The sequence below is a fragment of the Amycolatopsis dongchuanensis genome (assembly GCF_039542405.1).
Lineage (GTDB): Bacteria > Actinomycetota > Actinomycetes > Mycobacteriales > Pseudonocardiaceae > Amycolatopsis_E > Amycolatopsis_E sacchari.
In genome coordinates, this window is record NZ_BAABIB010000054.1 from 82687 (window position 1) to 95446 (window position 12760).

Consider the following 12760-nt stretch of genomic DNA (forward strand, 5'->3'; position numbering starts at 1 on the left):
CACCAAGGTCACGAAAACGTCAGAGCGACCTCTCGCACAACTCCGCGGCCGACTTCAGCACCGCGTCCCGCAGGGACCCGGTGTCCGCCACGGCGGCTCCGTTCGCCTGGAGTCCGATGTGGACGGACTCGCCGAACAACGCCGCCGCGATGCCCACCGCGTGCCGCGACGCGAGCGGCACCAGCGGGTACACCTCGCGCAGCGGCGCGCCGTCGAGCGTGAGGTCGAGCTTGGGCAGCGGCACGTTCGTCACCACCGTGTCGAACAGCAACCCCGCGGCCTGCCCGGCGAACCGCGTGGCCAGGCGGTGCACCGGTGCCGGGAGGCGGCCGGCCAGCACGGGCACCGCGCCCGCACCCGCCAGCGGGCCCGCGGCCTTGTTCCGGTTCATCGACCGGCGGACCGCGTGCAGCCGCTCCACCGGGTCCTCCAGGTGCACCGGCAGCTCGCACAGGTAACCGGACAGCTGGTTCCCCGCCGTGCCACCGTCCCGGCCGCGGGTGCTGACCGGGACGAGCGCACGCAGCGGGCGGATGGTCGGACGGCGCCCCTGGTCGGCCAGCCACCGGCGCAGCGCACCCGCGAGCACCGCGAGCAGCACGTCGTTGGCCGTGCCGCCGTGCGCCGCGCGGATGGTGCGGAAGTCGGCAAGGTCCAGCCGCACGAGGCCCAGCCGCCGAGTGGCCGACTCGGGCGCGGCCAGCGGCGACACCGGGTACGGCCGCGCCGCCCGCAGGACGGCCGACGCGATGCCCAGGTTCTCGCCCGCCTCGCCGATCGTGTCCTTCAGCAGCGTCAACGGTGACCTCGGCGGCGCCGGGCGCCCGGTGGCGGCGAGCAGGGTGGCGGTCACGGGCAGCTCGTCCAGCAGCCCGGCGGCGACGGCGAACGCGCCCGCCCCGTCGGTGAACGCGTGGTGCAGCTTCACCAGCAGCGCGAACCGGCCGCCGGGCAGGCCGGTGACGAGCCGCAGCTGCCACGGCGGGCGGCGCAGGTCGAGGGGTTCCTCCAGCCAGTGCGCCGCGTGCTCGGCCAGCGCGTCCTCGGTGCACCGGCCGTCCAGTTCGCGCACCTGCACGTGGCGCCTCGCGTCGAACCGCGGGTCCTCGCTCCAGTACGCGCTCCCGGGTGGCAGCAGCGACGGTGTCACCCGTTCGCGCAGCCGCGGGAGCTTCGCCGCCCGGTCCGCGAGCAGTGCCGCCAGCCGGTCCGGTGCGATCGTGCGGGCGGGGGCGAACACCGCCACCGCTCCCATGTGCATCGGGGACTTTTCCCCGTCTAGGCAGAGAAAGGCGACATCGAGCCCGCTGAGCTGACGGCCGGCCATAGGCGACCCTTCTGTGGGATTGCTCCGGATGTGGGGCCACCACTGCAGCCCACGGACATGACGAGAGGGTAGTCGTCGTGTTTCCGTGGCGCTAACACCAACATCCCTCACTCGAAAGGAGGATGCACCGTCCACAGTGGATCTTCGTGGCACCGGAAAAGGTTCGCCGGCAGAACCGATCGAGTTACGGGAACGTGCGCAGTTCCACCTTGCTGCCCTGCTTCACCAGGTCACCGGCGTCCGGGTGCTGCTGCACCACGAAACCGAAGCCGCGGTTGCGGCCCCCGCCCTTGAGGTCGGCCTGGAGGCCGGCCTGCTGCAGGGCCTCCACCGCGTCCTGGATCGGCCTGCCCACCACCGACGGCACCTCGACCGCGTTGTTGGTGAACACACCCACCCGCTTGTTGTCGGTGAGCTGGCTGTTCGCCGGAGGGCTGGTCCTCGTCACCGCGCCGGCCGGCACGTCGTCGGAGGCCTCCTGCCCCGCGTCGAACGGCTCGAACCCGGCCGCCTGCAGCCGCTGGAACGCCTGGTCGCGCGACAGCCCCACGACGTTGGGCACCGGCTGCGGCGGCGGGCCCTTCGACACGATGATCGTCACCGGCGCGTTCACGTCGAGCTGCGTGCCGGGCTGCGGGTTCACGCTGATGACGTTCCCGCTGACGACCGTGGTGCTGAACTGGTCGGCGTTCGCGTCGTGCTGGGGCACCAGCTCGGCGGCGATGATGGCGGCTTCGGCCTGCGTGAGGGACGTGTTCGTGCTGATGTCGGGCACGGTCGGGCGGCCGGAGGACAGCACGACGGTGACTTCGCTGCCCTTCGCGGCGCCGGAGCCCGCGGCCGGGTCGGTGCGCACGACGAGCCCGGCGGCGATCGTGTTGTTGCGCTGCTGGGTGAACTTCGGGGTGAACCCGGCGTCGGTCAGCGTCTTCTCGGCGCTCGCCCGGTCCAGCCCCGCGACCTGCGGGATGGCCGTGCTGCTCTTGCCCGTCGGCCCCTGCGCGACGAACCAGAGCCCGGCCACGATCAACAGCAGCGCGGCCGCGGCGATGGACCAGATCAGCGCGGTCCGCCGATTTCCGCCGGATTCCGTTGCTCCGGACGGCGGAACGGGCGGCGGCGTGTGGTGGACGGGTGCCGCGGCGCGGGGCATCGCACGCGTGCCCTGCGGCCCGGTGATCGGCGAAGTTCTCCCCACGGGGGCGAAGGCGGGGACGGTGCGTTCCGCATCCGGCAACGGAGCGGGCTGGTCACCGGGCACCGGGATGGCGACCGGGCCGATGCCGAGCGAGGCCCTGATCCGGCGCAGCTCGTGCAGGAAGGCCCCGGCGTCGGCGGGCCGGGCCTCGGGGTCGCGGCGGGTGGCGCGCAGCACGAGGTCGTCCAGCGCGGGCGGCAGGCCGGGGACGACGGTGCTGGGCGCGGGCACGTCGTCGTTCACGTGCCGGTACGCCACCGAAATCGCGGTGTCCCCGCTGTAGGGCGCCTGGCCGGTGAGCATCTCGTACAGCACGATGCCGGCCGAGTACACGTCGCCGCGCTCCCCGGCGAGGCCCGTGGTGACCTGCTCCGGCGCGAGGTAGGCGACGGTGCCGAGGATGACGCTGGAGCTGGTCGTCCCGGCGCTCGCGACGGCGCGGACGAGACCGAAGTCGGCGACCTTCACGACCCCCGTCGGCGGGGTGCCGGTGCGGCCGATCAGGACGTTCTCGGGCTTGACGTCGCGGTGCACCAGCCCCGCCTGGTGCGCGGCGGCGAGCGCGGCGAGCATCTGCTCGGCGACGGCGATCGCCAGCGGCACCTCCAGCCGGCCGCGCTCGTCCAGCAGGTCGCGCAGCGTGCCGCCGTCGACGAGCTCCATCACGAGGAACACGTGGTCCCCGTCGAAGCCCTGGTCGTGCACGGTGACCACGTTGGGGTGGTGCAGGCGGGCGGCGGAGCGGGCTTCGCGTTCGAACCGCTCGACGAAGGACCGGTCGTCGGCGAACCGGGGGTCCATGATCTTGATCGCCACCGGCCGATCGAGCCGGGTGTCGGCACCCCGGTACACCGACGACATCCCGCCCCTGGCGATCGGGGAGTCGACCCGGTAACGCCGTTCGAGGAGCGTCCCGGCCAGGCCGGTGTCGGTGGTTGTCACGCACGCGATCGTACGGACTCCCCAGGCCGGGGCGAGGGGAGGATTGAGGTTTCGTCACGCCCGGGATGCGATATTGCGCTGGGTGATACCCGATATGGCACAGTGTCAGCTGTGAGTGCGATTCCAGTCGCTGATGACGTGCTCGGGCCGGACGTCGCCGTGCTCTCGCTGGCGCAGGTCAGCGAAGCGCTGGGACTGTCCGTGAACAAGGTGCGGCAGCTGCTGCGGGACGGGCAGCTGCTCGCCGTGCGCAGGGACGGCGAACTGCGCGTGCCCGCCGACTGCATCGCCGGGAACGCGCCGGTCAAGGGGCTGAGCGGGCTGCTGACGGTGCTCGCGGACGCCGGGTTCAGCCGCACGGAGATGCTGCGGTGGCTGTACTCGGAGGACGAGTCGCTGCCCGGCACCACGCCGATCAACGCCCTGCGCACCAACCACGGGACCGAGGTCAAGCGCCGCGCACAGGCGATGGCGTTCTGACGGCCGCGTAGGCCGCCGCCGCGGCCAGCTGCACCGCGGCGGCCGCGAGCAGGCAGGCGGGTGGTGAGCCCGCCAGCGCGCCGCCGAGTGCCGTGCCCGCGGCGAACCCGGTGATCTTCACGCTCACCCCGGTTGTGAAGACCTGCGCCCGCAGGTGTTCCGGTGCTTCCCGGTGCCGCACGGCGAACAACGCGGTCAGCTGCGGTCCTTCGGCGAGACCGGCGAGCACGGCGGACAGGACGAGCACGACGGGCCCGCCCAGCGCGGTCCCCGCGGCGCTCGCGGCCAGGACGACCGTGCTGGCGAACACGAGCGTGTCCGGCCGCCCGCGCCACGGCCGCCGGGCGAGCACGGCGTCGGTCAGCAGCGCGGCGCCCGCGACGACGGCGAGCAGCAGTGCGCCCCGGCTCGCCCCGCCGAGACGGCTCGCGCCGACCAGCGGGTAGCAGACCACCACCATGCCCAGGCCGGCGTAGGAGATCGTCGAGGTGAGCGTGGCGCGCAGGAGTGCCCGGCGCCGGAAGAGCACGGTCAGCCCGGCGGTCCAGTGCGCCCTCCCGCGACTGGTGCGCCGCGCGGGCAGCGACCACGCGGCGGGCAGGGCCAGTGCCACCATCGCGGCGGCGACCGCGACCGCCGTCGCCGCACCGAACCGGTCCGCGACGACGGCCGCCAGCGCGGGCCCGGCCAGGCTCGCGACGTTGAACGTCGCCGCGTCCAGCGCGGTCGCGCGGGGCAGGCCGCCCGGTGCGGCGGGCAGCTGGGAGGTCCAGCCGCCGGAGACCGCCGGGTTGCCGAGCCCGGTGACCACCGCGAGCGCGACGACGGCAGGCAGCGGCAGGTGGCCGAGCGCGAGCAGCACCAGCGCCAGCCCCAGCGCGTACCAGGCGAGCGTCGCGGCCAGCAGCAGGCCGGGCCGTGCCACGCGGTCGAGGAACGCGCCGAACACCGGCCCGCCGAGCGCCGAGGACGCGGTGAGCCCGGTCAACAGCGCGGACGCGGCCCCCGGCGTACCCGTGACGGAGATCCCCAGCAGCAGGACCGCCGGTCCGGACAGCTCGTCGCCCGTCCGCGCGAGCGCGGCCCCTGTCAGGTAACGGCCTAGCACACAAAGCACGTTACACTGCGGCGGTGGAACTGCAGCGAGCCGCGGATCTGGTGAACCTGCTGGTGCCGGCGGAGCCGTCACCAGCCGAGGTGGCCGACGTCCTGCGGGCGCACGGTGAACCGGAGCCGGTCGAGCTGACCGAGGCCGACGTGCGCGAACTGCGTGAAGCGGCGTTCGTGCTGCGGGAGATCTTCGCGGCAGAGGACGTGGACCAGGCCGCGGCACGGCTGAACGCGGCGCTGGCCCGGCACGCCCGCCCGCCGCGGCTCACCACGCACGGCGGCACCTCGGGCTGGCACCTGCACGTCGATTCGAGCGACGACGCGCCGTGGGGGGAGTGGCTGCTGACGTCGTCGTGCCTGGCGCTGGCCGTGGCACTGGCGCAGCGCCAGGCGCCGCCGGGCGGGGTGTGCGCCGCGGCGGGGTGCGGGAGGTCCTTTGTGGACAGCGGGCGCGGCGGCCCGCGCCGCTACTGCTCGGCGCGGTGCGCGACCAGGGAGCGGGTCGCCGCGCACCGGGTCAGGAGTTCTGGGCGTCCCGCCACTTGAGCCACCTTTCCAGCAGCGTCAGGTCGTAGTCCGGGCCGTTCGCCTCGGCGATGAACAACGAGACGCCACGCTCGCGCAGCCGCGGGCCCACCTCGTCCGGTTCGGCCGTGACACCGGTCGAGATCTCGATCTCCGCCGGGTCGCGGCCCACGTCCGCGCAGTGCTGCCGCAGGATCCCGACCTTGCGCTCGATCACGTCGGCGTCACCGAAGCCGTGCCAGATGTCCGCGTGCCGCGCGACGAGCTTCAGCGTCTTCTTCTCCCCGCCGCCGCCGATGAGCACCGGGATGTCCCGCGTGGGCGCGGGGTTCAGCTTCCCGAGGCGGTTTTCGATGCGGGGCAACGCTTCCGCGAGGTCCGCCAGCCGCGAGCCCGCGGTGCCGAACTCGTAGCCGTACTCGGTGTAGTCCTTTTCGAACCACCCGGCGCCGAGACCGAGGACGAGCCTGCCGCCGCTGATGTGGTCCACGGTCCGCGCCATGTCGGCCAGCAGCTCGGGGTTGCGGTAGCTGTTGCACGTCACCAGCGCGCCGATCTCGACGCGTGACGTCTGTTCCGCCCAGGCGGCGAGCATCGTCCAGCACTCGAAGTGCTGCCCGTCGGGATCGCCGTGCAGAGGGAAGAAGTGGTCCCAGTTGAAGAGCACGTCGACCCCGAGGTCCTCCGCCCTGGCGGCGGTCTCGCGGATCGTGCGGTAGTCGGCGTGCTCGGGCTGCAGTTGCAGGCCCACGCGCACGGGCCTGGTCGAAGCGGAACTCATACCGCCAACCCTAAGCGGCGCCGGTGATCCTCGCCGCCGCGAGGCGGCCCGAGATCAACACCGGCGGGATGCCGACGCCCGGTGTCGTCCCGCAGCCGGCCAGCACGACGTTTTCCAGGCCCCGCACCAGGTTTCCCGGCCGGAAGGGACCCGTCTGGGCGAACGTGTGCGCGAGCGAGAACGGGGTGCCCGCCGCCAGGCCGCGCTCCGCCCACGTCTGGGGCGTGACGACCTCCGCGACCCGGTACTCGTCCTCGAAACCCGTGAGCCCGCGATGCGTCAGCACGCGCAGCAGCTCCTGCCGGTACGCCGGACCGACGCGGGGCCAGTCGATCCGGCCGGTCCGCAGGTTCGGCGCCGGGGCGAGCACCGACACGACCTGACCGTCGGCGGCGAGCGTGGGATCGGTCGCGGTCGGGCGGGTCACCAGCAGCGACGGGTCCGACATCAGCCGTCCCTCGCGGATGATCTCCGCGAACGTCCGCGACCACGCGCCGCCGAAGAAGATCGTGTGGTGGTCCAGTTCCGGCCAGCTGCGGCGCGTGCTGCCGTGCAGCACGACGGCGGAGGGCGAGTACCGCAACGGCAGCGGGCGCTTCGGGCGCGTGCCCAGCAGGCGGTACGCGGTCGTCAGCTCGGTCGCCAGTACCACGGCGTCACAAGGGATCCGCTCGCCCGCGCGCGTGCGCACCGCCCGCACCCGCGAGGAAACCCTTTCCAGCCAAGCGGCTTCGGTCTTGAACCGCACGTCCGCCCCGGCGCGCTCCGCCGCGTCCGCGAGCACCTGCCCGACGCGGCCCATCCCGCCGAGCGGGTAGTACACCCCGGCGATCGTGTCCATGTACGGGATGACGCCGTACGCGGCGAGCGCGGTGCGCGGGTCGAGCCCGGCGTAGAGCGACTGGAACGAGAACACCCGGCGCAGCCGGTCGTCGGCCAGGAACCGGCCGATGCGGGGCCCGAGCCGCCCGAAACCGCCCAGCGCCAGCAGTTTCAGCATCTCCGGGCGTGCGAGGTCCAGCGGGGAATCGAAGTTCGCGCCGATGAACCGGTCCTTTTCGACCTCGTACAGCTCGGTGAACCACCGGCGCAGCCTGCGGTAGCCGTCGGCCTCCCGCGGCCCCGCGAACTCGCGGATCTCCGCCTCCATCGCGTCACCATCGGTGCGCACGGCCAGCGAGCTGCCGTCGGCGAACCGCGCGCGGTAGGCGGGATCGAGCCGCACCAGGCGCAGCGGGTTCGGCTGGCCCGCGGCCGCGAGGGCTTCGTCAAGCAGCTCCGGCATGGTCAGCACCGTGGCGCCCGTGTCGGCCGTGTACCCGTCGTACTCCTGGCCGCTCACGCGCCCGCCCGGCCGGTCGTCCCGCTCCAGCAGCGTGACGCGCCGGCCCGCGCCGAGCAGGTGCAGCGCCGCGGACAGCCCGGCCAGCCCGGCTCCGATCACGACCACGTGGTCCCCGCGCATCTAGAACGTCCTCTGCGTCGCCCTGGCCGCCAGGTCCGCGAGCGCGGCCGCGGCGGGTTCGGTCAGGCCGGCCTCGTCGAGCGCGTGGAGCGCCGCGCCGGTCAGGTGCTCGATCCGCTCCTCCACCGCGGGCACCGCACCCACCTCGCGCAGCACCGCGCGCACGTCGTCGATGTCCTTTTCGGACAGCAGCGGGTTGCCCAGCGCGTGGGTGATCACGTCGGCCCTCGGCGGGTCCGCCCGCCGCAGGCCGAGCGCGATGAGCAGGGTTCGCTTGCCCTCGCGGAGGTCGTCCCCCGCCGGTTTGCCCGTGACCGACGGGTCGCCGAACACCCCGAGCAGGTCGTCACGCAGCTGGAAGGCGATGCCGAGGTCGCGGCCGAACCGCCGCAGCGCGGCGACCTGCGCGTCCCCCGCGCCCGCCAGCGCGGCACCGAGGTGCAGCGGCCGTTCCACTGTGTACGCCGCGGTCTTGAGGCGGCTGACGCGCAACGCGGCCTCGGGCGAGGCGTCACCGGTGACCTGCGTGTGCACGTCGAGGTACTGCCCTGCCAGCACTTCCGTGCGCATCGCGCGCCACACCGGGCGCGCGGCGTCGAGCGTCGCGGGCGGGAGCGGGGACGCGCCGAACATGTCGTCGGCCCACGCCAGCGCGAGGTCGCCGACCAGCACCGCGGCGGCGAGCCCGAACCCGGCCGCGGTGCCCGCCCACTGCTGGGAGGTGTGCAGGTCCGCGAACGCCACGTGCACGGTGGGCCTGCCGCGCCGGGAGCCGGAGGAGTCGATGAGGTCGTCGTGGATCAGCGCGCACGCCTGCACGAGTTCCAGGCTCGCGACGGCCTGCAGCACGCCGTCGGCGTCCGCCGTACCGCCGCCGGTACCGCGCCAGGCCCACCACGCGAACGTCGGACGGAGACGCTTCCCGCCGCGCAGCACGAACTCCGTGAGCGCGTCGACGCCGGAGGCGAACACCGGCTCCGCCCCCACGATGTCCTCACCGGCTTCGCGGAGGAACCGGGTCAGCACGCGCTCCACGTTGCCCGGCAGGTCGGCGTCGTAGTCCATGCCCCTATGGTCGTGCCTGGGGGGCACTTTCGCCGCGCGGGGTGGTCACGGTGTGAGCATTTCCGTAATCTCGCCTGGTGGCGACCTTCGTGACCTTCCATGCCCATCCCGACGACGAGTGCATCTCCTGCGGCGGGGTGATGCGCAAGGCCCACGAGGACGGCCACCGCGTCGTCCTCGTCGTGGCGACCCGCGGCGAGCAGGGCGAGATCCCGCCCGGCCTGCTGTCCGACGGCGAGTCGCTGGCCGAGCGCCGCGTGGCCGAAACCCTTGCCGCGGCCGAGATCCTGGGCGTGTCCAGGGTGGAGTTCCTCGGCTACGCGGACTCCGGGATGATGGGCGAGCCGACCAACGACGAGCCCGGCACGTTCTGGACCGCGCCGGTCGAGGAGGCCGCGGCGAAGCTCGCGGCGATCCTGCGCGAGGAGAACGCCGAGGTCCTGACGTGCTACGACGACAACGGCGGCTACGGCCACCCCGACCACATCCAGGTGCACCGCGTCGGCATGCGGGCCGCGGAGCTCGCCGGCACCCCGCGGGTCTTCCAGTCGACCGTGAACCGCGACCACATGCGCCGGGGCGTCGCCGAGATGGCCGACGCGGGTCTGCCGCTGCCCTCGCTGGAGGAGATCGAGGGGATCGGCAAGCCGGAGAGCGAGATCACGACGGTGGTGGACGTCACGCCGTGGCTGGAGTACAAGCGCCAGGCGATGCGTGCGCACCCGAGCCAGATCAGCGAGGACTCGTTCTTCCTCGGCACGCCCGACGACGTGTTCCGCTACACCTTCGGGACGGAGTGCTTCATCCGCGTCGGCGCCGAGCCGGGCGAGCTCACCGACGACCTGTTCAAGTGAGGCTGCGCCTGCCGAAGACGACGTCGGCGACGTCGCCCGAACGCAGGTAGGCGCCCGGGGTCTGGAACTCCCACATGCCCGCGGCGATCGACAGGTCCTCGTCGACGCCCTTGAACTCCCGGGAGATGCCGCGCACGGGGACCGCGACGATGTCGTCGAGGTCCGCGATGTTCACCCACCGCCGCACGAGCGGCGGCCGGGTGCGGTTCTCCGGCGGCCGCAGCCGGTCGAGCACGACCGGCTGCGCGAGCGGGCTGCCCAGCGTCACGAGCAGGTCGACGTCGTGTTCCTGGTGCGCCCACAGCGCTTCGTAGGCCACGACGCTGCCGAGCGAGTGGGCCACCACGACCTGGGGCCGCTGCTCGTCGATCGCCTCGGCGACGGACCGCGTGGCGGCCTGCCTCGCCTCTTCGGCGTCGAGGTAGGCGTGCAGCTCGCGGCAGAACGTCAGCGCGAACAGGCGGGTGCCGGGGCCGTGCGCGCGGAGGAGCCAGTCGTTCGCGAGCGCGAGGCGGTCCTCCGGTGGTGCCGCGGTCATGCCGGGGCGCAGGAGCGCGATCCACTCGGTCAGCAGGTGCTGTTCGGACGGGGAGAGCGAATCCGGGTCCTCGTCGAGGCTGTGCCCGGACTCGGGGTGCAGGTGGTGGGCGTAGTAGGCGACCTCGAGGTCCACGGAGGAGTTCGACGGCATCGCCGTGCCCAGGTGCTGGAACCAGTCCGCGGCAAGCGCTTTCGCCGCCTCCGGGGCGGAGCCCTTCCGGCGGTGGTAACGATGGGTACCGATCCCGTGCACGCCGAGTACCCGGAGCATCCGCATCCCTTCGTCGCCATCCGGACAGGGGAGAAGTCGTCCTGCCGCTGTCCGCCGTTACCTGCCGCGGCCATACTCGCACCTGTGTCCACCTATCGAGCGAGGCCCGGGTCCGGAGTCGTGCGCTGCTGGTGGGAGCAGCGGGCCGGTGCGGACGGGCGGGTGCAGCGGGTCGTGCCGGACGGCTGTTCGGACCTCGTCGTGTTCGACGACGGGGAGGCGATTTTCGTCGGGCCGGCGCTGGACGTCGCGCTCGTCCCGCTCCCGCCGGGCGCGCACCTGCGGGGGCTGAGGTTGCGCACGGAAGCGCTCGGACCCGTGCTGCGGCTGCCCGCGCACGAGCTGGCGGGAGCGACCGTGCCGGTGTCGGAGGTCCTGCCGGAGCGGCTGGCGCGCCTCGCCGTCGAGCAGGTGTGGGAGGGCGTACTGCCCGAGCCGCTGCGGAAGTCCTCGGCGGACCCCCGCGTGACCCACGCCGTGCGGAGGCTGTGGTCCGGTGGCACCACGGTCGCGGCGGTCGCCGAGGAGCTGGGTGTGGCGGACCGCCACCTGCGGCGGCTGTTCCTCGACCACACGGGGATGACGCCGAAGGCGGTGCACCGGGTGGGACGGTTCCAGCGGTTCCTGTACGCGGCGGACACCACGCGGGTTTCACTGGCGGACCTGGCAGCGGACGCGGGCTTCGCCGACCAGGCACACCTGGCCCGCGAAGTCCGCGCCCTGGCCGGGCTCCCGCCCCGCGACCTGCTGAGGGAACGGCGGGGGGACTAACCCGGCGCCACCGCCCGGCCGGTCTGCGGGGAGATCATCCCGGCGCACAGCCCCTTGCTCGCCAGCGTCTGCGCGATGCGCGGGATCGCGGCGACGGTGTTCGCCGGCCAGTCGTGCATGAGGATGATCTGCCCGTTCGTCAGCCGCGCGTTCGCCTGGACGATCGCGTCGGTGCTCGCGCCGTTCCAGTCCTGCGAGTCGACGTCCCAGATGATCTGCGTGAGGCCGTAGCGGGCGGCGACCGACTGCACCGTCGAGTTCGTCTCCCCGTAGGGCGGGCGGAACAGCCTCGGCGTGCCGCCGCCCGCGTTCGCGATCGCTTGCTGCGTACGGGAAATCTCCGAATCGACCTGTGCCTGGCTCAGCTGCGTCAGGTGCGGGTGCGTGTAGGTGTGGTTGCCCACCCACATCCCGGCGCTGACCTGCGCGGCGACCTGCGCGGGGTAGGCGGCCGCGTACTGGCCCTCGTTGAACATCGTGGCCCGCAAACCGTTCTGCCGCAGCGCGTTGAGCAGCGCCGGGGTGTTGCCGGAAGGGCCGTCGTCGAACGTGAGCCCGACGTAGCCGCTGCACGAGGCGGCCTGTGCGGGAGCGGCTGCGACGGTCAGTGCGGTGGCTCCCGCCGCCGCCACCGCGGCGGCCGCGAGCCCACGGCGGAAACGCGATTTCCTGGACATGACAATTCCTTTTTTATTGTGCGCGCGTCGGGGAGCGGTCTCCCGCGACTGGGCTGCGCGGGAGACCGCTGATCGGGGTGTTTTTTCAGCCCACCGTGATGTTCGAGTTACCGCTGCTCTGGTATCCCTCGGTCGCCAGGATCATGTAGTAATTGAAACTGCCGAGCGGCATACCGGCCCGGGCCCACGCGTCGAAATGGTTTCCGGTCGTGATCGTGCCACCGGTCCGCTTCGACTGCCGGACGCTCCAGTACTGGTTGAACGTCTTGGTGCCTTCGACGGACGGCGCGTTGTACCGCGTCGTCTCGTAGATGTCGTACGTGCCGCCGTCGGACGTGACCGTGCCCTTGTAGGTGCCGGTGGGCCGGTACGTACCCCAGTTGTCGACGATGTAGTACTCCACCAGCGGGTTCGAGGTCCACCCGTACAACGAGAGGTAAGCGTTGCCGGACGGGTTGAAGCTGCCCGAGTAGCTCACCGTCCGGCGGCTGCCGTTGCTCCATCCCTTGCCCGCGACGAAGTTCCCGCAGTTGGTCCAGTTGGTGCGGTAGTTGCCGCCCGAGGACAACGTCATCGCGACCTGGCCGCCGCCGTCGGTCCAGAACGAGTAGTAGTACCCGTTGTTCGTCCCGGTCTGGTTGGTGGTGATGGTAGTGTCCGCGCTCGCGGTACCGGGTGCGAAAACCGTGGTCACGGCCAGCAGTGCGGCGCAGATCGTGCCGAAAAGCACTTTCCTCCGACCGTTTCCGGGGGA

The 12760-nt window shown here is 72.7% G+C and carries 13 protein-coding genes; 4 read left to right on the forward strand and 9 right to left on the reverse strand.

Going from position 1 to position 12760, the window contains the following annotated elements; all coding sequences use genetic code 11:
* Positions 1 to 19: 19 nt before the first annotated feature.
* Complete coding sequence (locus ABFX51_RS11415; RefSeq protein ID WP_346053703.1) at positions 20 to 1327, reverse strand: wax ester/triacylglycerol synthase family O-acyltransferase; 1308 nt, start codon at positions 1325 to 1327, stop codon at positions 20 to 22.
* A 184-nt stretch (positions 1328 to 1511) separates the two neighbouring features.
* A complete protein-coding gene (pknB, locus tag ABFX51_RS11420; protein WP_346053704.1) occupies positions 1512 to 3467 on the reverse strand; it encodes a Stk1 family PASTA domain-containing Ser/Thr kinase in 1956 nt (651 codons plus the stop codon).
* A gap of 111 nt (positions 3468 to 3578) precedes the next feature.
* Between pknB and ABFX51_RS11425 the strand changes: the two genes are divergently transcribed.
* Entirely contained in the window at positions 3579 to 3947 is a 369-nt protein-coding gene (locus ABFX51_RS11425; protein WP_091512742.1) for an Rv2175c family DNA-binding protein, read from the forward strand.
* On the opposite strand, the gene ABFX51_RS11430 is transcribed toward ABFX51_RS11425, so the two are convergent.
* The gene (locus ABFX51_RS11430) at positions 3916 to 5055 is read right to left on the reverse strand and encodes an MFS transporter (RefSeq protein ID WP_346053705.1); all 1140 of its coding nucleotides are present in this window, start codon (positions 5053 to 5055) and stop codon (positions 3916 to 3918) included. The genes ABFX51_RS11425 and ABFX51_RS11430 overlap by 32 nt on opposite strands.
* 23 nt (positions 5056 to 5078) lie before the next feature.
* On the opposite strand from ABFX51_RS11430, the gene ABFX51_RS11435 reads away from it, so the two are divergent.
* Positions 5079 to 5603 (forward strand): CGNR zinc finger domain-containing protein, encoded by a 525-nt coding sequence (locus tag ABFX51_RS11435; RefSeq protein WP_346053706.1) that lies wholly within the window; start codon positions 5079 to 5081, stop codon positions 5601 to 5603.
* On the opposite strand, the gene ABFX51_RS11440 is transcribed toward ABFX51_RS11435, so the two are convergent.
* The 3 genes from ABFX51_RS11440 to ABFX51_RS11450 are packed head-to-tail and all read right to left on the reverse strand — an operon-like array spanning position 5575 to position 8893.
* Positions 5575 to 6363 (reverse strand): LLM class F420-dependent oxidoreductase, encoded by a 789-nt coding sequence (locus ABFX51_RS11440; protein ID WP_091512748.1) that lies wholly within the window; start codon positions 6361 to 6363, stop codon positions 5575 to 5577. The genes ABFX51_RS11435 and ABFX51_RS11440 overlap by 29 nt on opposite strands.
* Before the next feature lie 10 nt (positions 6364 to 6373).
* On the reverse strand, positions 6374 to 7828 hold the full coding sequence (gene crtI / locus ABFX51_RS11445) for a phytoene desaturase family protein (RefSeq protein WP_346053707.1): 1455 nt from the start codon (positions 7826 to 7828) through the stop codon (positions 6374 to 6376).
* Positions 7829 to 8893 (reverse strand): polyprenyl synthetase family protein, encoded by a 1065-nt coding sequence (locus tag ABFX51_RS11450; RefSeq protein WP_346053708.1) that lies wholly within the window; start codon positions 8891 to 8893, stop codon positions 7829 to 7831.
* Positions 8894 to 8970: 77 nt separating this feature from the next.
* On the opposite strand from ABFX51_RS11450, the gene ABFX51_RS11455 reads away from it, so the two are divergent.
* Positions 8971 to 9747: a PIG-L family deacetylase gene (locus ABFX51_RS11455; protein ID WP_346053709.1), complete on the forward strand. Its 777-nt coding sequence runs from the start codon at positions 8971 to 8973 to the stop codon at positions 9745 to 9747.
* On the opposite strand, the gene ABFX51_RS11460 is transcribed toward ABFX51_RS11455, so the two are convergent.
* Positions 9740 to 10558: a serine peptidase gene (locus ABFX51_RS11460; protein ID WP_346053710.1), complete on the reverse strand. Its 819-nt coding sequence runs from the start codon at positions 10556 to 10558 to the stop codon at positions 9740 to 9742. The genes ABFX51_RS11455 and ABFX51_RS11460 overlap by 8 nt on opposite strands.
* Before the next feature lie 84 nt (positions 10559 to 10642).
* On the opposite strand from ABFX51_RS11460, the gene ABFX51_RS11465 reads away from it, so the two are divergent.
* Positions 10643 to 11329, forward strand: a complete 687-nt coding sequence (locus ABFX51_RS11465; protein WP_346053711.1) for a helix-turn-helix transcriptional regulator — start codon at positions 10643 to 10645, stop codon at positions 11327 to 11329.
* Here ABFX51_RS11465 and ABFX51_RS11470 read toward each other — a convergent pair.
* Positions 11326 to 12006, reverse strand: coding sequence for a polysaccharide deacetylase family protein (locus ABFX51_RS11470; protein WP_091512759.1), 681 nt, complete (start codon positions 12004 to 12006; stop codon positions 11326 to 11328). The two genes, ABFX51_RS11465 and ABFX51_RS11470, sit on opposite strands and share 4 nt — an antisense overlap.
* An 85-nt stretch (positions 12007 to 12091) precedes the next feature.
* Complete coding sequence (locus ABFX51_RS11475; RefSeq protein WP_346053712.1) at positions 12092 to 12736, reverse strand: glycoside hydrolase family 11 protein; 645 nt, start codon at positions 12734 to 12736, stop codon at positions 12092 to 12094.
* Positions 12737 to 12760 lie beyond the last annotated feature (24 nt).

Coding starts and splice junctions, on each gene's coding strand:
- ABFX51_RS11415 (WP_346053703.1), bottom strand. CDS start 1,327: ATGGCCGGCCGTCAGCTCAGCGGGCTCGATGTCGCCTTTCTCTGCCTA.
- ABFX51_RS11450 (WP_346053708.1), bottom strand. CDS start 8,893: ATGGACTACGACGCCGACCTGCCGGGCAACGTGGAGCGCGTGCTGACC.
- ABFX51_RS11470 (WP_091512759.1), bottom strand. CDS start 12,006: ATGTCCAGGAAATCGCGTTTCCGCCGTGGGCTCGCGGCCGCCGCGGTG.
- ABFX51_RS11440 (WP_091512748.1), bottom strand. CDS start 6,363: ATGAGTTCCGCTTCGACCAGGCCCGTGCGCGTGGGCCTGCAACTGCAG.
- ABFX51_RS11460 (WP_346053710.1), bottom strand. CDS start 10,558: ATGCTCCGGGTACTCGGCGTGCACGGGATCGGTACCCATCGTTACCAC.
- crtI (WP_346053707.1), bottom strand. CDS start 7,828: ATGCGCGGGGACCACGTGGTCGTGATCGGAGCCGGGCTGGCCGGGCTG.